Raw genomic sequence first — 20,920 nt, forward strand, 5'->3', positions numbered from 1 at the left:
CACCAAATGGCACCGATGAAGAACTCCCACGACACTTCAGCGCCACCGAAGCAGCGCGTGAGCCCGCGGCGTCACCCCAACAGCCGCCCGACACGGGCGAGGAAGGGACCCGGATCGGTGAAGACGTCCAACGAGGTGATGCGCACGACGCGCCACCCGAGGTCGGCGAGCAGCTCGTAGCGGCGCAGGTCCCGCTGCCACTGCCGCCGGTCGCGCAGGTGATGCTCGCCCTCGTACTCGATTCCGACACGTTGATCCGGGTACGCGAGGTCGAGGCGCGCGACGAACGATCCATCCGACGCGCGCACGACGTGAGCCGGGCGCGGCTCCGGCAGCCCCGCGTCCACGAGCAGCAGTCGCGTCCACGACTCGGGTCGCGATGAGGAGCCGTCGCGCACCCGGTCGAGAGCCGCGCGCAAGGCGCGGGCGCCGTGTCGACGGGATGCCGCGACGGCGGCCTCGAGCAGGTCGAGCGATCCGAGAGCTTCGGGGTCCCGCCGATGCTGCGGCCGGCGGACGATGGCGTCGCCGAGGGCGACCAGGTCGTAGGGGTGGTCGATGTCCGGGGCGAGGTGCACCCACGTGGTCGCCGGCGAGGTGAGACGGATGCCGTGAACCGGGTGCTCTCGCACCGAAACCGATTCGGCACTCAGGGAGTGTCCCCGCACGCCACGGCCGTCGGGAGCGCGGCGGGGCTGCGCGACCGACACGTGCACCTGGTCGAGCCGAAGCGCCGTGGGAAGGGGGAGGTTCCACGCCGTCGCCGCGCTGCCGTGACTGAAGAACGCGTGCGGGGACATCCGCGTGGCGTACGCGAGCATCAGATCGAGATGAGTGCGTGGCTCCTCGGCATCCACTTCTCGTACGCCGTGGAACGGACGACGCAGCTCAGCGGAGCGGAGCCGCCCGGCCGTCACGCCCGACCGACGAGCCGCGCCGACACTGAAACGGGAGCCGAGCTCCGGGGGAAACGATCCGACCGCCATCCCCGCATGCTGGACCACTTCCTCCAGGGCGGCGCGCGCCGCAGGACATCCGGTGCAGAACGGCCCCGTGGGGAGGAGCGGTCAGCGGGTTCCGAGCACGGGTACCGGATCGGCGACCTGCACCCCGCCGCCGGAGAGCACGAGCGACACCTCGCCCTGACCCGCCTCGCGGCCGATGTCGGCCAGGGTGACCCGGGGCGCGAAGTCCATCGTGCAGATCTGGTCGGCCGGCGGCGTGGCGAACTGCACCTCGACGGTCTCGCCCTGCGAGGTCACCGACTCGACCGTCGGCACGCACCCCGAGCTGCCGTACGTCACGATCGCCACCATCGAACGGTCGACCCAGCCGGCGCTGGCGGTCAGATCGGTCGGCGCGGCGGGGACGCTCGCGAGGGCGTCCAGACGCGTCTTGCCCTCGACAGCACCCGACACGGTGACGGCGAGCGGCTGCGCCGCATCCACCCCCGCCGGAAGGGGCACGAGCGTGGCGCGAGGCGCCATGTCGCGCGTGCACGCGTCGCGCTGCGCGTCCGCCAGGGTCACGGTGACCACGCCGTTCGCGACGGTCGGCTCACCCTCGACCACGGGAACGCACGACGAGCTGCCGTACGTCACGACCGCGATCGCGCGACCGGCGTCGACCCACGCGGCCGCGATGTCGGCGCCCGGGGCCGAGGTGACGGCATCCGGTGTCGACGATGAAGGGGCGGAGGCCGCTCCCGAGGCGCAGCCGGTGAGGGCGCCGGCGGCGAGCAGGCTCGCGCCGAGCAGGCCGATGAGGGTCAGGCGGTGACGGGACATGCGGACCTCCGGGGGGCGGGTTCGGCATCCATGATGCCGAAGAATCCTGGATGCCGACGGCGAACGCCGCGCCGGATCACTGCAGCGCGGAGGTGAGGCGCGCGAGGTTGTCGAGGATCGTGGAGCGCAACGGCTGGCGGCGCCACTCCTCGATCGTGAGCTGGCGGCTGAGGGTGCGGTAGGTGTGCTCGACGGCGCGCATGTCGCGGACGAACTCCTCGCCCCGCACCAGCATCGAGACCTCGAGGTTGAGACCGAACGACCTCATGTCCATGTTGCTCGAGCCGATGACCGCGACCTCGTCGTCGATCGTGACGCTCTTGCTGTGCAGGATGAACGGCTTGCGGTACATCCAGATGATGACCCCCGCGCGTAGCAGGGCTTCGTAGTAGCTGCGCTGCGCGTGGTAGACCATCGCCTGGTCGCCCTCTTCGGACACGAAGAGCTCGACGTGCACCCCGCGCTGACAGGCGGTCGTGATGGCCAGCAGCAGTGCCTCGTCGGGGATGAAGTACGGGCTGACGATGATGATGCGCTTCTGCGCCGCGAAGAGCAGGCCGAGGAACAGCTTGAGGTTGTTCTGAAAGTCGAAGCCGGGGCCCGACGGCACGATCTGGCAGTCGAGGTCGCCCGGGCCGGACGTGACCGAGAACAGGTCGATCTCGTCGGTGAGGGTCTCGTCGGTCTCGCTGTACCAGTCCGAGAGGAAGACCGCGTTGATGCTCGCGACGACGGGGCCCTCGACCCGCACCATCAGGTCGACCCAGTGCAGGCCGCGGCGGATGTTGCGGCGCAGGTTGTACGACGAGTCCGTGACGTTCTGCGAGCCCATGTAGGCCACGTCGCCGTCGATGACGAGGAGCTTGCGGTGGTTGCGCAGGTCGGGACGCTGGTAGCGCCCGCGCAGCGGCTGAACGGGCAGCATGAGGTGCCAGTGCGCCCCCATCGCGTCCAGGCGCCGCAGGGTCTGCTTGTAGCGGGGCTTGCCGCGGTTGGCCCAGTGATCGAGGAGCACACGCACGACCACGCCGCGCTCCGCCGCCTCTTCGAGCGCGCGGAAGAAGTTGTCGGTCGAGTCGTCGGTCTGCAGGATGTAGAACTCGACGTGCACGTACCGTTTCGCCTGGCGGATCGCGTCGGCCATGGCATCCAGGCTCTGCTGGTAGTCGGCGATGAGGGTCGCGGCGTTGTCGCCCGCGATGGGCATGGCCCCCAGGTTGCGGTTGAGCTGCACGAGAGAGCGGAACCACTGGGGGGCGTTCGGCCGCAGCGTGCCGAAATCGAGCGACGCACTCGTGTCGTGGATGTAGTGGTTGATGTCGGCCTGCTTGCGGCGGCGCTTGCGCGGCAGGCGCGGGTTTCCGATGAGCAGGAAGAGCAGGACGCCGACGAACGGGATGAAGTAGATCGCGAGCAGCCAGGCCATGGCGGCGGTGGGGCGGCGATTGCGCGGCACGATGATGATCGCGGCGATGCGCACCACGAGGTCGACCACGAAGAGCGTGATGACGAGCCAGCTCGCGTCGAACGTGGCGGTGAACACGGATCCTCCTGGGCGGGTTGTGCACCCAGCGTAGCGACGACCTCGGACAGAGGTCGCGGTCGTCAGTTCGCGGAGCCGTCGCCGGCGGGAGCCGCGGGCGGGAGGCCGCGCTTGGCGCGCTCCTGCGCCTCGATGCGGGCGTAGGCCTTGCGCTCGGTGCGGTCCATGCGGATGACGTTGCGGAGGATGAAGAAGAACACGACCGACACGACGAGGGTCGGCAGAATCGCCCACAGCATCGCGGTCCAGGTCTCGTCCATGCCCTCAAGGATACCCGCGGTGTCTGGGCGCCCGCCCCGGACGACTCCTCCCCACCCGGTCGAGCGGCGAAGTCATCCACCGTCGAGCTATCGGGCTCCGCGCACGATACGGCGGTGCGGCCATTCTCGACCCATGACCACCACCATCGTCCGCGCCACCTCGTCGTCCGCGTTCCTGTCCGTCGTCCCCCACCTGCTCGAATGCACGCCCCGGCAGAGCCTCGTCATCGTGCCCTTCGACGGCAACCAGTCCCTCGGGGCTATGCGCGTGGACCTGCCGCCCGAGGGCGACGCCGCCGAAGACGGGCTGGCCTCGACCGTCATCGGCATGGCCTGCAAGGTGCGCCGCACCGACGGTGTCGCGATCGTCGTCTACGCGGACGCCCCGCTCGCGGCGGGGCTGCCGCATCTCGGATTCGTGGATGCCGTGCGCTCCCGCGCGCAGATCTGCGGCTTACGCCTTGTCGACGCCCTCGTGGTCGGCGCGGACGGGTGGGCCAGCTTCTTCGAGCCGGCGGCGATCCACCCGCTCGCCGAGATCGCGGCTCACCCGGCGCCGACCGTCGACGGCGTCGAGGTGCACCCCGATCAGACGTCCGCCGCGGCCCTGCCCGACGTCGACGCCGAGTCGGCCCGCGCGTTCGGCCGACTCCTCGACGATGTCGAAGTCGCGCTGCACCGCACCTCCGCGCGGCGACGCGTGGGCCCCGCGCGTCGCGCCCGGATCGACGAGGCCGTGGCCGGGATCGGCGATCCGCCGGCGCTGTTCGAACGGATCGCGTCGACGCCGACCGACCAGCTCGGTCTGGGCCACCTGGCGGCCCTCGGCTTCTGCCTCGAGCGCCCGGCCCTGCGCGACGTCGCCCTGGTGCAGTGGGCCACGGATCTCCCGACGGGAGATGCCGTCCTGCACGCGCAGACGGAGTACCGCACCGGCACGCCGATCCCTCCGGATCTCGCGCGTCCCCTGTACGGCGAGGGCGCCCTGCCCGACCCGTCGCGACTGCGTGCCGGCCTCGACGCGTGCCGGCGGGTGGCCGCGCTCACGCCGGAGGACCGTCGACCCGGACCTCTCGCGGCCTGCGCGTGGCTCGCGTGGGCGGGCGGCCGCGCCAGTCACGCTGCCACCTACGCCGAACGGGCCCTGCGCATCGACGCACGGCACGGTCTCAGCGAGATCGTGCTCACGCTGGTGTCGGCCGGACAGCTGCCGGAGTGGGTGTACGAACGCCCTACTTCACCAGCGGGAACAGGATCGTCTCGCGGATTCCGAGCCCGGTGATCGCCATCAGCAGGCGGTCGATCCCCATGCCCATGCCGCCCGTGGGCGGCATGCCGTGCTCGAGAGCACGCAGGAACTCCTCGTCGATCGGCATGGCCTCGTCGTCGCCGCGCGCGGCGAGCTTGGCCTGCTCGGTGAAGCGGTGACGCTGGATCACGGGGTCGACCAGCTCGGAGTACCCCGTGGCCAGCTCGAAGCCGCGGACGTAGAGGTCCCACTTCTCCACGACGCCCTCGATGGAGCGGTGCTCGCGCACCAAGGGGCTGGTGTCGACGGGGAAGTCCATGACGAAGGTGGGACGCGTCAGCCCGCCCTTGACGAAGTGCTCCCACAGTTCCTCGACCCACTTGCCGTGCGTCTCGTGCGGGGGTGCGTCCACGCCCTGCTCGGCGCCGAACGCGCGCAGCTCCTCGACCGGGGTCTGCGGGGTGATCTCGCGCCCGGACGCCGCCGACAGGGAGTCGTACATCGAGATGCGGTCCCAGTCGCCGCCGAGGTCGTACTCGGTGCCGTCCGCCCACGTGACGGTGGTCGAACCGGCGACGGCGATCGCGGCATCCTGGATCAGGGTCTGCGTCAGGTCGGCGATGCCGTTGTAGTCGGTGTAGGCCTGGTAGGCCTCGAGCATGGCGAACTCGGGGCTGTGCGTGGAGTCGGCGCCCTCGTTGCGGAAGTTGCGGTTGATCTCGTAGACGCGGTCGATGCCGCCCACGACCGCGCGCTTGAGGAAGAGCTCGGGGGCGATGCGCAGGTACAGCTCGGTGTCGAAGGCGTTCGAGTGGGTCGTGAACGGACGGGCGCTCGCGCCGCCGTGCTGCACCTGCAGCATCGGCGTCTCGACCTCGACGAAGTCGCGCTCGGTGAAGGTGCGGCGCAGACTCGCGTTGACCTTGGCGCGGGCCAGGACCGTCTCACGGGCGCGGTCGCGCACGATGAGGTCGAGGAAGCGGCTGCGGACGCGGCTCTCTTCGCTCAGCTCGGAGTGCAGGTTGGGCAGGGGCAGCACGGCCTTCGCCGCGATCGTCCACTCGCTCACCATGATCGACAGCTCGCCGCGACGGCTCGAGATCACCTCGCCCGAGACGAATACGTGGTCGCCCAGGTCGACGAGCTCCTTCCACGCCTGCAGCGACTCGTCGCCCACGTTGGCGAGCGACACCATCGCCTGGATCCGGCTGCCGTCGCCGGCCTGCAGCGAGGCGAAGCACAGCTTGCCGGTGTTGCGGCTGAACACCACGCGTCCGGCGACACCCGCCGTCTCGCCCGTCTCGGCCCCGGCCTCGAGGTCGCCGAAGCGGGAGCGCAGCTCGGGGATGGTGGTGGTGATCGGCACCGAGACCGGGTAGGCGCCACCGGCGGCGTCGACGCGCTCGGCGAGCAGACGCTCGCGCTTGGCCAGTCGCACCGCCTTCTGCTCGAAGACCTCGTCTTCGGTGGGTTCGGCGGCGTCGTTCGCGGGCGCGTCGGTCATCGTCAAGCTCCTCGGGGTCTCGCCCATTCTATTCGGCGCGTCCGAGCGCTCCGCGGCGCGCACCCCCGCCCGATCGGCCGGCGCCGCCCCGGCTCCGCCTCAGCGCAGCGAGATCTCGGCGTTGTCGATGAAGCGGTGCCCACCCACGGTCGCGGCGATCAGCGCCAGAGCCCGGCCGTGGTGGCCCTCGTCGACGGGCAGGAACGTGGCGGGATCGACCACGCTGAGGTACTCCAGCGAGATGCGCTGCTCGCCCATCAGCGACGATTGCGCGGCGGCGATGCAGGCGTCGACGCCCATGTCCGCATTGGATGCCGCCGCCTCGAGCGCGCGCGGAAGCTTGGCAGCGGCGCGGCGATCCGCCTCGTCGAGCAGGGCGACGCGACTCGAGATCGGCAGACCGTCCTCGGTGCGCACGGTCGGGACCGAGACGACCTCGACGGCGAAGTCGAGATCGCGCACCATGCGTCGCACCAAGAAGATGCGCTGCGGATCGCGCTCCCCGTAGACGACCACGTCCGGCGCGATCAGGTGGAAGAGCTTGGCCTCGACGGTGAGGACGCCGTCGAAGTAGAACGGGCGCACCCGTCCCTCGTACCGCAGGCCCACGTCACCCGCCGACACCCGCGTGGTGGCCGTGCCCGCGGGCAGGAATTCCGCCGCGGACGGGGCGAAGACCACGTCGACGCCCAGCTCGTCGAGCACGCGCGCGTCCGCCTCGGGCGAGCGCGGGTAGGCGGCGGTCTCATCGGCCGTGCGGAAGCGCAGCGGGTTGACGAACGTCGAGACGACGACGATGTCGGCGCGCTCGCGCGCCTCGCGGATGAGGTCGACGTGGCCGTCGTGCAGCGCACCCAGCGTCGAGACGAGCGCGACGCGCGGACGGTCGGTGGGTCGGTCCGCGCCGCGGATCTCGCCGAGTCGAGTGCGCAGATCGTCGAGGGTGCGGATCATCCGTCGATCGTAGCGTCGCCGTCACGCACGCTCCGGCCGGCTCCCTCGGCGAGGGCCTGGTCGACGGTGGAGCGGACGAGGGCCGAGAGGTACCCGCCGGGGTTGTCGACGCCGACACGCGTCAGCAGCTCGGAGCTCTGCCGCACGATCGAGCGCGAGAACTCCGTCGCCGTCGCGATGGCCTCGGCGTACGTCGGCCGGTCCTCTTCGGCGACGACCACCGGTTCGCACCCGAGCTCGACGGCGAGGGCCTGCGCGATCGGCAGCACCGGCCCCGGGGCGGTGACGGCGGCGTACGCCTGGGCGAGCTGTCGCAGGTCGACGGACGACGCTCCCGTGAACGAGATGGCCGGGTGGATCGCGAGGGGGATCGCCCCGCGCAAAGCCGCCGGGTCGAGCACGCGCGCCCCGTACCCCGCATCGGTGTGCAGCACCAGCTGCCCGGGCTGCCAGGCGCCGAGGTCGGCCAGCCCTGCCACGAGCCCCGGGATCTCATCGTGCGGGACGGCGATGACCACGAGCTCGCTGCGGCGCACCACCTCGTCGGCGGCGAGGACGGGCAGTCCCGGCAGGATGGCCTCGACGCGGTCGTCGTCCGATCCCGAGGTGATGCCGGTGAGCGCGTGCCCGGCTCCCGCGAGGGCCGCACCGATGACGGGCCCCACCCGGCCCGCGCCGATGACGCCGACGCCCAGACGTCCGTCGCGGCCGCTCATCCGGCCCACCGGTGGCTGCGGTCGCCCGCCGCCGCGACGACGGCCGCGTGCGCCGTCTTCTCGAAGAGCGCGACGGCGTCATCGCGGTCGAGTGCACCCACCGCGGTCTGCACGCTCCCGGCGATCACGTGGCCGACGACCGTCGCCGTGCCCAGGGCCCGCGCCACCGGGCCCTGATGGATCCCGACCGACTGCAGGCGGGCGAGGGGCAGGATGCTGAGCGAGCGCCGCACCCATCCGTGGCGCAGCAGCAGGGCATCGGCCGTCACGAGGGCGCCGTTGCGCCGCCACGACAGCGGCCGCAGCCACCGCGCACGAGCCGGGGTGGTCGTGTAGGGATCGTCGTCCACCGGACCCAGGATGCCGTCCCGGAACACGAGTGTCCATTCCTCGGCCGACAGACCCGGGGCGAGGATCCGGAGCACGCGTTCGACGTCGTCGCGCGTGCCGATGGGCAGGACGGCGGCGAACTGGTCGGTGCTGGTGTCCGTCGACGAGCGACCCGACAAACGGTTGACCGAGACGGCCCACCATCCGAACGGACGCCACAGCAGCGGCTGATGCACCTCTATCGCGTGCACCCGCCCCGGGGGAACGACCTCGGACACCGTCGTGAACAGCCCGAACGTGACGCGCACCCCGTCGGGGGTCGGCGCGATCGAGTAGCGCAGCCCCCGCGCAATGGACCGCACGTAGTACGCACCGAACGCCAGGAACATGGGGACGACGGTGAAGAGCAGCCACAGCGTCGAGACCGAGGCGGCCACCGCGATACCCCCCACCAGGGCGATGAGGACGAGCGTCGATCCGCTCAGGACACGGGATGCCACGAGACGGCCGATCGGGATGCGGACAATGGTCTCGGGCTCCGCGTCGCCGAAATCCTCACCGTCGACGAGCTGCTGCAGCCCCGAGCCCACGGCATCCGCCGCCTGGCGCACGAGCGACCCGCGTTCGCCGTCCTTCGCCCGCGCCTCGGCCAGTCGCCGGCCCGACGCGAGGCGCAGGATGTCGCCGCGGATGGCCTCGGCATCCTTGCCCGAGAGGTATTCGAGCCGGACGTTCGCGTCCAGGCCCGCGCCGACGACCTCGAGCTTGGCCAGACCGAGCAGTCGCGCGATCATCGGGCGCGTCAGGTTGACGCCCTGGACGCGGTCGAGCGGCGCCCGCCGATGCGTGCGGAACAGCACCCCGGAGCGGACCTCGACGTCGTCGTCGCCGATGCGCAGAGTGTGGAACCTCCACGACAGGCGGAACAGCACGAGCAGCACGACGAGCACCCCGAGGGTGATCCCGCCGGCGATGAGGATCAGGTTGTTCGCGAACAGGAAATCGACGGGGTCGGGCGGCAACTCCCCCGGCGGCAGGTCGGTGAAGACGGGGAAGAACAGCTCGATCAGGCGCTCGCGCAGGTTCGCCACGATCACACCGATCACGACGAGCAGCGTCAGTCCCCCGCGCAGCAGCGGCGTCAGCGGGTGCAGGCGGTGCCACTCGCCGTCGCTGTACGGCGAGCGCACGACGGCGCGCGGCGGCGCACCGGTGCCGGCGGCCGGATCGCTCACAGGCCCGTCCGGCGCGTCTCGGCCACGGCGACCAGGGTGTCGCGCAGCTGCTCGACCGCCTCCTGCGTCAGACCCGGGATGGTCACACCCGACGCCGCCGCGGCGGTCACGAGCTTGAGCTGCGCGATGCCGAAGCCGCGGTCGAGCGGTCCGTGGGTGATGTCGACGAGCTGCATGCGCCCGTACGGAACGGCGACCACGCGCTGCCACAGGATGCCGCGGCGGAACACCAGGTCGTCCCGCCGCAGCTGGTAGCCAAAGGAACGCGCCTGACGCGGAGTAATGAGCAGCCCCACGAGCGTCACCGACAGGACCACGCCCGCGGGAATCCAGTGCCAGACGAACCCGGTCCAGGTCTGGACGATCACGGCGACGGCGAGCACGGCCAGCAGCACCGCGCCCTGCGTGATGAGCTGCACCCGCACGTACGCGCGCGCCAGCTGGTGCCACGTCCCGTCGCCCAGGGGCAAGCGGCGCGGCGAGCGCGGTTCGAGGATCCGGTCGTACGTCCGCGTCCCGAGCGCACCCGCGTCCGGCGCCGCACCCGCCACGGACGGAGCAGCCCCGTCCGGCACGGCACCCGCCACGAGAGGAGCGCCGGCGCCCGGCACGGTACCCGCCACCGGCGGAACGCCGGCGTCCGGCTCAGGCCCCGACGGGTCCGGCGGGGGTGTTCCCGGGGGTGTCGTCATCGTCGTCCTTCCGGATGGTGCACAGCTGCTCGGCCACGAGTCCCGCCACGACCAGCACGGCGCCGGCCGCGAGTGTCGCGATGATCGATCCCATCGAGCCTATCGACGGCGTCACCGGTCGGGTCAGCAGGAACCCCAGCAGACCGGCCGCGAATCCGGCCGCGACGGCGCCCAGCAGCGACGAGGCCTTCGCGAGCATCGCGATGCGCAGTGCCCGGAAGGGGTCGATGCGCTGACCGCTGCGCCCCCGCGAGGCGCGGAAGATCGGGATCGCGAGCACCACCACCACGGCCCCCAGCAGCACCAGGATCGTGGGCAGGCTCGCCGCCGGCGAGAAGGTCGTCCGTCCCATCGCGGTGAGCATCGTGTCGACGACGAACCCGACCACCGCGCCGATCACGAGGGCGATGATCAGGATGCCGGCCCCCGTCCGCTTCATCGCCGGAGCCCTTCGAGCAGGTCGACGACGCGCCCGCGGCCGGGGATCTCGGCATCCGGATCCACATCCGCCCACGGCGCGAGGACGAACGCGCGCTCGTGAGCGCGCGGATGCGGAACGACCAGGTCGTCGCGCCGGATCACCTCGTCTCCGTAGGCGATCAGGTCGAGGTCGAGGGTGCGGTCGCCCCAGCGCTCGCGGCGCACACGGCCGTGGCGCGCCTCGATGCGGTGCAGCGACGCGAGCAGTTCGGCCGGGGCCAGGCGGGTCCGCAGCACCGCGACGGCGTTGAGGTAGCGGGGCGCATCCTCGTCCTCGCCGTCGAGCGTCACCGCGATCGTCTCGAGAGGCGTCGACACCCGCACGTCCGAGGTCAGCGCGAGGTGGCGCAGCTCGTCGAACGCCGCCTCGAGGGTGGCGGCGCGCTCGCCCAGGTTCGCACCGAGGGCGACCACGGCGCGCACCGGCGTCGATCTCGGCGCCTCGCCGATGCCGTGCGCCAGCCGGACGCTCACGAGCGCCCCCGGGCGATGGTGACCGACACGTCGCCGAACGGCACGGTGATCGGAGCCTGCGGCTTGTGCACCGTGATGGTGACCGCGTCGATCCGGGTGTCGCTCATCACGTCGTCGGCGAGGCGCTGGGCGAGCGTCTCGAGCAGGTCGACCGGCTCCCCCTCGACGACGGCGACCAGGCGCTCGGCGAGCTCGCCGTAGTGCACGGTGTCGACGACGTCGTCGGTCTCGGCGGCGCGGCGCAACGAGAGCTCCAGCACGGCGTCGACGACGAACTCCTGGCCCTCGCGCTTCTCGTCGGGGTACACCCCGTGATAGCCGAAGGCGCGCACCCCCGTCAGGGTGATTCGGTCGGCGGCATCCATCAGGACTCCCAGGCGCGGGCGACGGCGAGAGCGTCGCGGGTGGTCGGTACATCGTGCACGCGCACGGCCCACGCGCCGGCTCCGGCGGCCAGAGCACTCGTCACGGCGGTGGCCAGATCGCGGCGGGCGAGGTCGACGTCCTCGCCGAGCGTCTCGGCGAGGAAGCGCTTGCGGCTCGTGCCGACGAGCACGCGGTGCCCGCGGGCGGTGAGGGCCGGAAGCGCGCGGAGCGTCTGCCAGTTCTGCGCGCCGCGCTTGCCGAAGCCGATGCCCGGGTCGACGACGATGCGGAACGCGTCGATGCCCGCGTCCGCGGCGGCGGCGACGCGCTCGTCGAGCTCGTCGGCCACCTCGCGGGCGACGTCGGCGTAGTCGGCGCGGGCGTACATCTCGGCGGACGGGCCGCGCCAGTGGCCCAGAGCGATGTCGGCACCGGTCTCGGCCATGGCCGTGAGCATGTCGGGGTCGGCGAGCCCGCCCGACACGTCGTTGACCAGGCGCGCACCGGCGCGCACCGCGGCGACCGCGGTGGCGGCGTTCATCGTGTCGATGCTGACGAAGGCCCCCTCGGATGCCAGCGCCTCGACGACCGGCAGGACGCGCTGCTGCTCCACGCGGGGTGCGACCCGCTGAGCACCCGGACGCGTCGACTCTCCGCCGATGTCGAGAAGATCGGCGCCCTGCGCGCGCAGGAGGCGCGCATGGGCGATCGCGACGTCGGGGTCGAGGTAGCGACCGCCGTCGCTGAAGGAGTCGGGGGTGACGTTCACGATCCCCATGATCAGGGTCACGCGCGCGCTCCGATGAGGGCGACCAGCTCGGCGCGGGCGACCGGCTCGGCGTAGACGCCCCGCGCGGCGATGGTCACGGTCGAGGCGTCGGGTTGACGACCGCCCCGCATCGTGACGCACTCGTGCGTGGCATCCAGGACCACGAGCACGCCGCGGGCGTCCAGGGCCGTCGCGATCGCGTCGGCCACCTGCTCACCGAGGCGCTCCTGCACCTGCGGGCGCGCCGCGAGGATGTCGATGACGCGCGGCAGCGCCCCGAGACCCACCACCTCTTCGCCCGGCAGGTACGCCACGTGGGCGCGGCCGCGGAAGGGGAGCAGGTGGTGCTCGCACATCGAGCGGAACGCGATGTCGCGCAGCATCACCGCCCCGGAGGGCAGGGTGTCGGGCGCCGGCCCCCGCGACACCGAGATGGTGTGGGCGAGCGGGGCACCGGCATCCTGGTTCACTCCCGAGAAGAACTCGGCCCAGCTGTCCGCGACGCGCACCGGGGTCTGACGCAGACCGGGGCGATCGGGGTCCTCCCCGATCGCCTCCAGCAGCTCGCGTACCAGCGCGGCGACGCGTTCTCGATCGACGGCCACGGCGCCTCAGGCGGTGGCCGGGCGCGTCTGTCCGCTCGGACGGGGCTGCGCCGCGGGCGCGGCCTGCGCCTCGGCCTCGGTCGCCGCCGCGACGCCGGCGTGCTGCGGGCGCCGGGGCACGTCGACCGGAGGCAGCGTCGAGACGGGACGGTCGCCCGACGACAGCCACTGCGGGCGCGGCGTCAGGCGCTTGACGTCCTTGAAGATCTCGGCGAGCTCGAGGTGGTCGAGCGTCTCTTTCTCGAGCAGGGCCAGGGCCAGGCGGTCGAGCACCTCGCGGTTGTCGTTGATGACCTGGTACGCCTCGTTGTGCGCCTGCTCGATGAGCGCGCGCACCTGGGCGTCGACGCGCTCGGCGATGCGCTCCGAGAAGTCGCGGCCGTGGCCCATGTCGCGGCCCATGAAGACCTCGCCCGACGACGAGCCGAGCTTGACCGGGCCGACCTCGTTGGTCATGCCGTACTCGGTGACCATCTTGCGGGCGATGCTCGTCGCCTTCTCGATGTCGTTGGACGCACCCGTGGTCGGGTCGTGGAAGACGATCTCTTCGGCGACGCGACCGCCCATGGCGTAGGTCAGCTGGTCCTGCAGCTCGTTGCGGGTGACGGAGTACTTGTCGTCGAGCGGCAGCACCATCGTGTAGCCCAGCGCCTTGCCGCGCGGAAGGATCGTGACCTTCGTGACGGGGTCGGTGTGGTTCATCGCCGCCGCCGCGAGCGCGTGACCGCCCTCGTGGTAGGCCGTGATGAGCTTCTCTTTGTCCTTCATCACGCGCGTGCGCCGCTGGGGGCCGGCGATGACGCGGTCGATCGCCTCGTCGAGCGCGCGGTTGTCGATCAGCTGCGCGTTGGAGCGGGCGGTCAAAAGCGCGGCCTCGTTCAGGACGTTGGCGAGGTCTGCGCCGGTGAAGCCGGGCGTCTTGCGCGCGACGACCTCGAGGTCGACCGAGTCCGACAGGGGCTTGCCGCGGCCGTGCACCTCGAGGATGCGCTGACGACCCTTGAGGTCGGGCGCGTCGACGCCGATCTGACGGTCGAAACGGCCGGGACGCAGCAGGGCGGGGTCGAGGATGTCGGGGCGGTTGGTCGCCGCGATGACGATGACGTTGACCTTGGGGTCGAAGCCGTCCATCTCGACGAGCATCTGGTTGAGCGTCTGCTCGCGCTCGTCGTGACCGCCGCCCATGCCGGCGCCGCGGTGGCGACCGACGGCGTCGATCTCGTCGATGAAGATGATGGCCGGCGAGCTCTCTTTGGCCTGGTTGAACAGGTCGCGAACGCGGCTCGCGCCGACGCCGACGAACATCTCGACGAAGTCCGAACCCGAGATCGAGTAGAACGGCACGCCCGCCTCGCCCGCGACGGCGCGAGCCAGCAGGGTCTTACCGGTTCCGGGAGGGCCGTACAGCAGCACGCCCTTCGGGATGCGGGCGCCGACCTCTTCGAACTTCTTGGGGTCCTTGAGGAACTCCTTGATCTCGTCGAGCTCCTCGATCGCCTCATCGGAGCCGGCCACGTCTTGGAAGGTCACGGTGGGCGTCTCTTTGGTGACGAGCTTGGCGCGCGACTTGCCGAACTGCATGACCTTGCTGCCGCCGCCCTGCGCGCTCGAGAGCAGCCACCAGAACAGCAGGCCGAGCAGGATCAGGGGCAGCAGCAGTCCGATGAGCCCGTCGAACCAGCTGGGCTTGGGCACGACGTCGTTGAAGCCGTCCGAGGGGGCCGCGGCGTCGATCGCGCTGGCGACCTCGTCGGCGCGGGCCTGGCCGAAGTAGAACTGCACGTCGTTCGCGCCCTCGAAGGGCGCGGAGAGCTTCAGGTCGACGCGCTGATCGGGGTCGTTCGTCACGACCTGGGTGACCGTGCCGCCCTTGAGCAGCTCGAGGCCCTCTTTGGTCGACACCTGGCGGGGTCCGCTCAGGTTGGACATGAGGGAGAAACCGATGACCAGAAGCAGACCGACCAGCAGAACGTAGACGATCGGATTTCGCGTGATCTTCTTGAAATTCATGGTGGGCGAGCCCAGCCCTTTCGTGATCCTCCGCAGAATGCGGTCGCATCAGGCTAACGCGGCAGGACTATGCCGGGCCTGTGCGTTCGTCGAGGGCGTACGGGGAACGGATGCCGCGCCCCCGGCGGCACGCGTCAGGAGTAGACGTGGGGCGCGAGCACGGCCACGTCGCGCAGGTTGCGGTAGCGCTCGGCGTAGTCGAGTCCGTAGCCGATCACGAAGTCGTTGGGGATGTCGAAACCGACGTACCGGCAGTCGACCTCGACCTTCATGGCGTCGGGCTTGCGCAGCAGCGCGAGCACCTCGACCGAGGCGGCCCCGCGCGAGGCGAAGTTCTCGAGCAGCCAGCTGAGGGTCAGGCCCGAGTCGATGATGTCCTCGACGATCAGCACGTGCTTGCCGGTGATGTCGGTGTCGAGGTCTTTACGGATCTGCACCACACCGCTCGAGCGGGTGGACGCGCCGTACGACGACACGGCCATCCAGTCCATCGAGACGTGGACGGGCAGGTGACGGGCGAAGTCGGCCATGACCATGACCGCCCCCTTGAGCACGCCCACGAGCACGACCTCGCGGCCCTCGTAGTCGGCGACGACCTGCGTCGCCAGTTCGGCGAGCTTGCCGTGGATCTGCTCCTCGGTGAGGAGGACTTCGCTGATGTCGTCGGAGATGTCGGCCGCGCGCATTGGAGAAGTCTACGTCGCCGGATTCCGGATGCCGCGCCCCGGTCCGGCCGAGCGCCTCCGCGAGCGGGTAGCGTCGGCCTCCGTAGCTCAGCCGGAAGGGAACAGATGACCTCCACCCCGTCGTCCACGGCGCGCACGCGCGGCACCGGCGCCGTCATCGTGGCGCAGCTGTTGCTGCGGACCGCGTCGGCCGCGGGCGCGCTCGCGCTGGGGTCCTACTTCGTCGAGCTCTCCCGACAGGGGGCGTCGGTGGGGCCGCTGCTGCTCGGCATCCTGTCGGGTGTGAGCTTCCTCGCCGAGCTGGTGCTCGCACCGGTCGCGGGGTCGGCGAGCGATCGGCGCGGACGCCGTGTCTTCCTCGTCGCGGCGCCGCTGCTCGCCGCGGTCGGCATCCTGCTGACGCCCGGAGCGTCGCTCATCGCGACGGCACCGTCGATCGCTCTCGTCGTTGTCATCGTCGGCACGTCGCGGCTGCTCGACGGCGCGGGAGCGGCGATCTCGGCGCCCACGACACTCGGGCTCCTCGCCGACGCGAGCGACGGCGACCCCCGACGCCGCGGGCGGGTGACGAGCCTCTACGAGCTGTCATCGTCGGGCGGGATCGCCCTGGGCGCTGTCGCGGGACCGCTGCTCTACGGCGCGCTCGGGCTCTGGACGTTCGTCGCCCTCGCCGCGGTCTATGTCGTGGCCGCGCTGCTGGTGCTGGCGTTCCTGCGGCCGGCGACGGTCTCCCGGACCCCTCCCTCCCGCGCGTCGCTCCCGGATCGCCTCCGCGTACTCGTGCAGCCGCGGCTGCTGGCGTTCCTTCCGGCGTGGATCGCGGTGAACGCGATCCTGGGCACGTGGGTGACGTCGCAGATCACCTTCGTCCTGGCCGGTGACGTGCGGGCGGACGGGCAGCTCTTCCCCGGGGCGTTCCGCGGCGATGAGGCGGGGCTGTCGCTCGTGCTCGGGGTCTACGTGCTGTTCTTCAGCCTGTGCATCGTCGCATGGGCGTTCTTCATCGGACGCCTCCCCACCGTCCCGGTGCTCTTCGTCACCGTGTCGGGCGCGCTGATCGCCTCGGTCGGCCTGATGCTGGCCAACCGCGGCGCCCCCTGGTTCGTCGCCGTTCCGCTGGTCATGGTGGGGGTGTTCCTCGAGGCCGGCTTCACCCCGGCCGCCCTGACGCACCTGAGCGACATCTCGGCGGAGTTCCGCGACGACCGCGGGCTGATCATGGGCGCGTACTCCGTCGTGGTCGGCGCCGGCTACCTGCTGGGCAACGTGCTGGGCGGGGTGTTCGCCGAGTGGCTTCTTTTCGACGGACTGGCGCTGCTCACGATCGGGTTGGCGATCGTCGCGCTGGTGTCGATCACCGCGATGGCGCTGGTCGAGTCCCGCCACCGCCGCGTCGCCGCATAACCCCGCCTCAGCCGCGCTCGCGCGCCACGATCTCGATGCGGTTGCCCACCCGCCGCGCGACGCACGACGGCAGGTCGATCGGGCCCTGCCCGCGCCAGTCGACGGCGAGACGGGCGACCTCGAGGGTCTGCGCGCGCGTCAGCGAGACGCCGAACTCGCTCTCGACGACGTATCGCACGATCCGGTTGCGCAGTGCCGCGGGGTTGGCCGCGAGGGCGGCGACCGAGATCGAGATCCCCGCCTCGGCGTGCTCGACGATGTCCTCGATCGTCTCGTCGATCATGTCCTGGAAGGCCGCGGCATCCTCGCGCAACTGCTCGGCGGTGCGCGCGAGAGCCTCGGCCACGCCCGGCCCGAGCTCGGCCTCGAGCACCGGCAGCACGCGCTCGCGCACCCGCACGCGCGTGAACGCGGGATCGACGTTGTGGGGGTCCGACCACGGCGCGAGCCCCTCGGCGGCGCACGCCGCGACGGTCGTCGAGCGGCGCACGGCCAGCAGCGGTCGCACCCAGGCCGGGCCGGTGGCATCCCGCCGCTCGGTCGGCATGCCGGCGAGGCTCGTCGCGCCCGACCCGCGCGCGAGACCCAGCAGCACGGTCTCGGCCTGGTCGTCGAGCGTATGCCCCAGCAGGACCGCATCGGCGCCGGTCTCGGACGCCACCCGCGCGAGTGCGGCGTACCGCGCGGTACGTGCATCGGCCTCGGGACCGTCCTTCACCGCGACCTCGACCGTCACGACCCGCGCGTCGATGCCGCGCCCACGCGCCGTCTCGACGGCCCGCGCGGCCACGGCATCCGATCCCCGCTGCAGACCGTGATCGACGACGACGGCTTCGACCCGGATGCCGGCCCGCCCCGCCTCGAACGCGGTCGCCGCCAGGAGGGCGAGCGAGTCGGCTCCGCCCGAGAGCGCCACGATGACCGCTCCCGTACGTCCGTCGAGCGCCGTGCGCACGGCGCGGCGCACCTCGGCGACGGCGGGGTCCAGGCCCGGGCGGTGATCCATCCCTCCACGCTAGCGGCGGGCCCCCGCGTGTCGCCGCGCCTCTCGCCGCCAGGCCTCTCCGACTAGGCTGGGCCGCGGAAATCCACAGATCTAAGGAGCACGAGTATGGGCGCGTACGACGCCGTCATCGAGATCCCCCGCGGCAGCCGCGTGAAGTACGAGGTCGACCACGGCACCGGCCGCGTCTACCTCGACCGCATTCTCTACACGGTCTTCGGCTACCCGGCCAACTACGGCTTCTTCGAGAACACCCTCGGCGAGGACGGCGACCCGCTCGACGTGCTCGTGCTGCTCGACCGCGACCTGCACCCCGGCATCCTCGCCAAGGTGCGCCCGGTCGGCGTGCTCAAGATGAGCGACGAGGCCGGCGGCGACGACAAGGTCGTCGCGGTGCTCGCGAAGGACCCCCGCTGGGACCACATCCAGGACGTCGGCGACATCGACGAGTGGACCAAGAAGGAGATCTCGCACTTCTTCGAGCACTACAAGGACCTCGAGCCCAACAAGTGGGTCAAGGTCGACGAGTGGGCGGATGCCGCCGAGGCCGAGCGTCTGGTTGCCGAGGCCTTCACGCGCTTCGAGGAGCACGACGAGCAGACCCGCACGCAGGGTGAGGGCGAAGCGCCCAACACGCTCTGACCTGCCGCGCAGACGAAGAAACCCCCGGTCCGTGGACCGGGGGTTTTCTCGTGCTCTCGATCAGACCGAGACGCCGCGGGCGCGCAGCCACGGAGCGGGGTCGGTCGTGCCGCCGCCGGGAGGGTAGACCTCGAAGTGCAGGTGGCATCCGAAGGAGTTACCGGTCTGTCCGGTCGCGGCGATCTGCTGCCCGGCCTCGACGCGCTGGCCGTACGACACGTAGATCCCGCCGTTGACGATGTGGCCGTAGCCGGTGCCCGACCCGTCGTCGTGCTGGATGCGGATGTAGTTGCCGAAGCCGCCGTTGACACCGGCGTACGTCACGCGACCCGCGGCCGCGGCGTAGATCGGCGACCAGCAGCTCGCGCCGAAGTCCAGACCCAGGTGCCAGGTGCTCGCGCAGTAGCTGGAGTTGCACTGCCCGGAGCGGGGGCCGTAGCCCGACGACGTGTAGGCCGAGGACGGACGCGCCCAGCCGCCGCCGCTGACGCTTCCGCCGCCACCGCCGCCGCCGCCGCCACCACCACCGCCGCCGCTGTTGGAGGCAGCCGCGGCCTGCCGGTCGCGGGCCTCCTGCTCGCGGCGCGCGCGCTCGGCGGCGTCACGGGCGGCGGCCTCTTCGCGGGCGCGACGCTCGCGCTCCTCGCGGGCCTTGCGCTCGGCCTCGACCCCGGCCTGATACTCGGCGACGGTCTTGGCCGTGGTGTCCTGCAGAGCGGCGAGCTGCGCCTCGAGCACGGCCTGGTTGGCCTGCTGCGCCGCGAGGGCCTCTTGCGCGGCCTGAGCGGCCTGCTGAGCGGCCTGCATCTTCTCTTCGGCGGTCACGCGCAGACGCTCGCGCTCGGCGGTCGCATCGTCGGCCTGGCTGCTCAGGTTCTTGGCGCTGTCGCGCGCCGACACGGCCGCGGCGTACACCGAGCGGTTGCGCTCGAGCAGCTTGTCCATCGTGCCGAGCTTGGCGAGCAGGTCGTCGGCGCTCGCGGCCGAACCGGCGAAGAAGAGATTGAGCGAGGTGTCGTCACCCCCCGAACGGTAGAGCTGGGCGGCGACCTTGCCCGCCTTGTTGGCGGCGTCGGTCGCCTTGGCCGCCTCGGCGTCGGCCTGCTGGCGCAGCAGCTGCGCGCGGTAGTCGGCGTCCTGGTAGGCCTGCTGGGCGGCGAAGTACTCGTCGGAGCGCGCCTGCACCTCGGCCTGCGTGCGGGCGACCTCGGACTGCAGCCCCGCGATCAGGCCCTGGATGCGCGAGATCTCGCCGGCCTTGGCCGCCTCGTTCGCCTTGGCGGCTTCGACGTCGGCCCACGAGGGGTAGTCGGCAGCGGCGGCCGGGGAGAAGACTCCGGATGCCGCTCCCCCGAACGCACCGAGGGCCACGGCGCCCAGAGCGCCGAGCTTCAGCGCGTGGCGTCGGTCGAAGGTGGGCCACAGGCGCCGCTGCTCACTCGCAGTGGGCGCGCAGCCGCAGTCGTCTGTCTGTTCGGGGCGCTCGAGCGTCACGGGACTACCTCATCTCACCGGTCGCAACTCGGCCCACAGTAGCAACACGAGTCACACGGACAACAGGGCGAGTCCCGCTGTTAACTACTGATTCTGGACCGCGACACGCGCGGACGACAGAACGCCACGCCCCCGATTGGCAATCTCGAAAGATGTGAAGTAGGCTCGGTCGTCGGCAAGCGAGGATGAAATCGCAAGGTTTCAGGCTCATCCGGCCCCATCGTTTAGCGGCCTAGGACGCCGCCCTTTCACGGCGGTAGCACGGGTTCGAATCCCGTTGGGGTCACTTTCCGGTGAAGTACAATTGAAAATGCATGGCCCTGTAGCGCAGTTGGTTAGCGTGCCGCCCTGTCACGGCGGAGGTCGCGGGTTCAAGTCCCGTCAGGGTCGCTCCACAGCGACGGGCCTTCTTTCGAGAAGGCCTTTCGCTTAGGAAGCGGCAGACATGCCGCTCGGCTCTGTAGCTCAGTTGGTAGAGCGCACGACTGAAAATCGTGAGGTCACGGGATCGACGCCCGTCGGAGCCACACGGATCATCATTACAGTGATCCCAGAAACCCTCGCCTAGCTTCTACATGGCGGGGGTTTTGCTTTTGCCGGACGCCGCTCTGCGTCGGCATCCCCCGCCCTTCCTGTCACGAGAACAGGATGCGCGACCAGATCAGGCCGCTTGCGGCGCAATCGCCCTGTGTGAGATACACCGCCCTGTTCTCGTGA

21 protein-coding genes and 3 tRNA genes are annotated in these 20,920 nt (G+C 71.2%); 6 read left to right on the forward strand and 18 right to left on the reverse strand.

All coding sequences use genetic code 11. From position 1 onward, the window contains the following. Positions 1-71 precede the first annotated feature (71 nt). The 4 genes from DC432_RS07505 to DC432_RS07520 all read right to left on the reverse strand — a co-directional run bounded on the left by DC432_RS07505 (position 72) and on the right by DC432_RS07520 (position 3,590). Entirely contained in the window at positions 72-986 is a 915-nt protein-coding gene (locus DC432_RS07505; protein ID WP_116537338.1) for a hypothetical protein, read from the reverse strand. A gap of 81 nt (positions 987-1,067) precedes the next feature. Beyond that, on the reverse strand, positions 1,068-1,787 hold the full coding sequence (locus tag DC432_RS07510) for a hypothetical protein (RefSeq protein ID WP_116537339.1): 720 nt from the start codon (positions 1,785-1,787) through the stop codon (positions 1,068-1,070). 76 nt (positions 1,788-1,863) lie between these two features. Next, the gene (gene cls / locus DC432_RS07515; RefSeq protein WP_116537340.1) at positions 1,864-3,330 is read right to left on the reverse strand and encodes a cardiolipin synthase; all 1,467 of its coding nucleotides are present in this window, start codon (positions 3,328-3,330) and stop codon (positions 1,864-1,866) included. 62 nt (positions 3,331-3,392) lie between these two features. After that, positions 3,393-3,590 carry a hypothetical protein gene (locus tag DC432_RS07520; protein ID WP_108318032.1) on the reverse strand — a complete coding sequence of 66 codons (198 nt, stop codon included), beginning with the start codon at positions 3,588-3,590 and terminating at the stop codon, positions 3,393-3,395. Between the two features lie 133 nt (positions 3,591-3,723). Here DC432_RS07520 and DC432_RS07525 point away from each other — a divergent pair, with 133 nt between their 5' ends. Next, entirely contained in the window at positions 3,724-4,872 is a 1,149-nt protein-coding gene (locus DC432_RS07525; protein ID WP_165801217.1) for a DUF4192 family protein, read from the forward strand. Here DC432_RS07525 and lysS read toward each other — a convergent pair. From lysS to hpt, 12 genes are all read right to left on the reverse strand, one after another. After that, positions 4,823-6,343, reverse strand: coding sequence for a lysine--tRNA ligase (gene lysS, locus DC432_RS07530; RefSeq protein ID WP_116537342.1), 1,521 nt, complete (start codon positions 6,341-6,343; stop codon positions 4,823-4,825). The two genes, DC432_RS07525 and lysS, sit on opposite strands and share 50 nt — an antisense overlap. A 99-nt stretch (positions 6,344-6,442) precedes the next feature. Continuing rightward, on the reverse strand, positions 6,443-7,297 hold the full coding sequence (gene panC, locus DC432_RS07535) for a pantoate--beta-alanine ligase (RefSeq protein ID WP_116537343.1): 855 nt from the start codon (positions 7,295-7,297) through the stop codon (positions 6,443-6,445). Continuing rightward, entirely contained in the window at positions 7,294-8,013 is a 720-nt protein-coding gene (locus tag DC432_RS07540; protein WP_108318342.1) for a DUF2520 domain-containing protein, read from the reverse strand. Before DC432_RS07540 ends, panC begins: the two co-directional genes overlap by 4 nt. Next, positions 8,010-9,578, reverse strand: coding sequence for a PH domain-containing protein (locus tag DC432_RS07545; RefSeq protein ID WP_243393065.1), 1,569 nt, complete (start codon positions 9,576-9,578; stop codon positions 8,010-8,012). Before DC432_RS07545 ends, DC432_RS07540 begins: the two co-directional genes overlap by 4 nt. Further along, positions 9,575-10,189 (reverse strand): PH domain-containing protein, encoded by a 615-nt coding sequence (locus DC432_RS07550; RefSeq protein WP_431739676.1) that lies wholly within the window; start codon positions 10,187-10,189, stop codon positions 9,575-9,577. Before DC432_RS07550 ends, DC432_RS07545 begins: the two co-directional genes overlap by 4 nt. A 34-nt stretch (positions 10,190-10,223) precedes the next feature. After that, positions 10,224-10,709 (reverse strand): DUF3180 family protein, encoded by a 486-nt coding sequence (locus DC432_RS07555; protein ID WP_116537344.1) that lies wholly within the window; start codon positions 10,707-10,709, stop codon positions 10,224-10,226. Beyond that, positions 10,706-11,224: a 2-amino-4-hydroxy-6-hydroxymethyldihydropteridine diphosphokinase gene (gene folK, locus DC432_RS07560; protein ID WP_116537345.1), complete on the reverse strand. Its 519-nt coding sequence runs from the start codon at positions 11,222-11,224 to the stop codon at positions 10,706-10,708. Before folK ends, DC432_RS07555 begins: the two co-directional genes overlap by 4 nt. After that, on the reverse strand, positions 11,221-11,589 hold the full coding sequence (gene folB / locus DC432_RS07565; RefSeq protein WP_116537346.1) for a dihydroneopterin aldolase: 369 nt from the start codon (positions 11,587-11,589) through the stop codon (positions 11,221-11,223). The genes folK and folB overlap by 4 nt, the downstream gene beginning before the upstream one ends. Next, positions 11,589-12,380: a dihydropteroate synthase gene (gene folP / locus DC432_RS07570; RefSeq protein WP_116537347.1), complete on the reverse strand. Its 792-nt coding sequence runs from the start codon at positions 12,378-12,380 to the stop codon at positions 11,589-11,591. The genes folB and folP overlap by 1 nt, the downstream gene beginning before the upstream one ends. Next, complete coding sequence (folE, locus tag DC432_RS07575; RefSeq protein WP_116537348.1) at positions 12,377-12,964, reverse strand: GTP cyclohydrolase I; 588 nt, start codon at positions 12,962-12,964, stop codon at positions 12,377-12,379. The genes folP and folE overlap by 4 nt, the downstream gene beginning before the upstream one ends. Before the next feature lie 6 nt (positions 12,965-12,970). Then, on the reverse strand, positions 12,971-14,974 hold the full coding sequence (gene ftsH / locus DC432_RS07580) for an ATP-dependent zinc metalloprotease FtsH (protein ID WP_116537349.1): 2,004 nt from the start codon (positions 14,972-14,974) through the stop codon (positions 12,971-12,973). 134 nt (positions 14,975-15,108) lie between these two features. After that, positions 15,109-15,660 carry a hypoxanthine phosphoribosyltransferase gene (hpt, locus tag DC432_RS07585; RefSeq protein WP_108318754.1) on the reverse strand — a complete coding sequence of 184 codons (552 nt, stop codon included), beginning with the start codon at positions 15,658-15,660 and terminating at the stop codon, positions 15,109-15,111. Between the two features lie 105 nt (positions 15,661-15,765). Between hpt and DC432_RS07590 the strand changes: the two genes are divergently transcribed. Further along, positions 15,766-17,064 carry an MFS transporter gene (locus DC432_RS07590; protein ID WP_116537350.1) on the forward strand — a complete coding sequence of 433 codons (1,299 nt, stop codon included), beginning with the start codon at positions 15,766-15,768 and terminating at the stop codon, positions 17,062-17,064. Positions 17,065-17,071: 7 nt separating this feature from the next. On the opposite strand, the gene tilS is transcribed toward DC432_RS07590, so the two are convergent. Further along, entirely contained in the window at positions 17,072-18,070 is a 999-nt protein-coding gene (gene tilS, locus DC432_RS07595) for a tRNA lysidine(34) synthetase TilS (RefSeq protein ID WP_116537351.1), read from the reverse strand. Between the two features lie 105 nt (positions 18,071-18,175). Between tilS and DC432_RS07600 the strand changes: the two genes are divergently transcribed. Further along, positions 18,176-18,709 carry an inorganic diphosphatase gene (locus tag DC432_RS07600; RefSeq protein ID WP_116537352.1) on the forward strand — a complete coding sequence of 178 codons (534 nt, stop codon included), beginning with the start codon at positions 18,176-18,178 and terminating at the stop codon, positions 18,707-18,709. Between the two features lie 60 nt (positions 18,710-18,769). On the opposite strand, the gene DC432_RS07605 is transcribed toward DC432_RS07600, so the two are convergent. Beyond that, the gene (locus DC432_RS07605) at positions 18,770-20,203 is read right to left on the reverse strand and encodes a peptidoglycan DD-metalloendopeptidase family protein (RefSeq protein ID WP_116537353.1); all 1,434 of its coding nucleotides are present in this window, start codon (positions 20,201-20,203) and stop codon (positions 18,770-18,772) included. A 213-nt stretch (positions 20,204-20,416) separates the two neighbouring features. Between DC432_RS07605 and DC432_RS07610 the strand changes: the two genes are divergently transcribed. From DC432_RS07610 to DC432_RS07620, 3 genes are all read left to right on the forward strand, one after another. Then, positions 20,417-20,489: transfer RNA gene (locus DC432_RS07610), tRNA-Glu, on the forward strand. A 30-nt stretch (positions 20,490-20,519) separates the two neighbouring features. Continuing rightward, positions 20,520-20,593 (forward strand) — tRNA-Asp (locus DC432_RS07615). Positions 20,594-20,657: 64 nt separating this feature from the next. Next, positions 20,658-20,730 (forward strand) — tRNA-Phe (locus tag DC432_RS07620). Positions 20,731-20,920 lie beyond the last annotated feature (190 nt).

Origin of the sequence: Microbacterium testaceum (assembly GCF_003075375.1) — a bacterium.
Lineage (GTDB): Bacteria > Actinomycetota > Actinomycetes > Actinomycetales > Microbacteriaceae > Microbacterium > Microbacterium testaceum_E.

What these genes read in the sequence shown, in the direction of transcription:
- DC432_RS07510 (WP_116537339.1), bottom strand. Translation starts at nt 1,787, where the DNA reads ATGTCCCGTCACCGCCTGACCCTCATCGGCCTGCTCGGCGCGAGCCTG.
- DC432_RS07505 (WP_116537338.1), bottom strand. Translation starts at nt 986, where the DNA reads ATGGCGGTCGGATCGTTTCCCCCGGAGCTCGGCTCCCGTTTCAGTGTC.
- DC432_RS07525 (WP_165801217.1), top strand. Translation starts at nt 3,724, where the DNA reads ATGACCACCACCATCGTCCGCGCCACCTCGTCGTCCGCGTTCCTGTCC.
- ftsH (WP_116537349.1), bottom strand. Translation starts at nt 14,974, where the DNA reads ATGAATTTCAAGAAGATCACGCGAAATCCGATCGTCTACGTTCTGCTG.
- panC (WP_116537343.1), bottom strand. Translation starts at nt 7,297, where the DNA reads ATGATCCGCACCCTCGACGATCTGCGCACTCGACTCGGCGAGATCCGC.
- hpt (WP_108318754.1), bottom strand. Translation starts at nt 15,660, where the DNA reads ATGCGCGCGGCCGACATCTCCGACGACATCAGCGAAGTCCTCCTCACC.
- DC432_RS07590 (WP_116537350.1), top strand. Translation starts at nt 15,766, where the DNA reads ATGACCTCCACCCCGTCGTCCACGGCGCGCACGCGCGGCACCGGCGCC.
- folB (WP_116537346.1), bottom strand. Translation starts at nt 11,589, where the DNA reads ATGGATGCCGCCGACCGAATCACCCTGACGGGGGTGCGCGCCTTCGGC.
- tilS (WP_116537351.1), bottom strand. Translation starts at nt 18,070, where the DNA reads ATGGATCACCGCCCGGGCCTGGACCCCGCCGTCGCCGAGGTGCGCCGC.
- DC432_RS07520 (WP_108318032.1), bottom strand. Translation starts at nt 3,590, where the DNA reads ATGGACGAGACCTGGACCGCGATGCTGTGGGCGATTCTGCCGACCCTC.
- lysS (WP_116537342.1), bottom strand. Translation starts at nt 6,343, where the DNA reads ATGACCGACGCGCCCGCGAACGACGCCGCCGAACCCACCGAAGACGAG.
- DC432_RS07540 (WP_108318342.1), bottom strand. Translation starts at nt 8,013, where the DNA reads ATGAGCGGCCGCGACGGACGTCTGGGCGTCGGCGTCATCGGCGCGGGC.
- DC432_RS07600 (WP_116537352.1), top strand. Translation starts at nt 18,176, where the DNA reads ATGGGCGCGTACGACGCCGTCATCGAGATCCCCCGCGGCAGCCGCGTG.
- DC432_RS07555 (WP_116537344.1), bottom strand. Translation starts at nt 10,709, where the DNA reads ATGAAGCGGACGGGGGCCGGCATCCTGATCATCGCCCTCGTGATCGGC.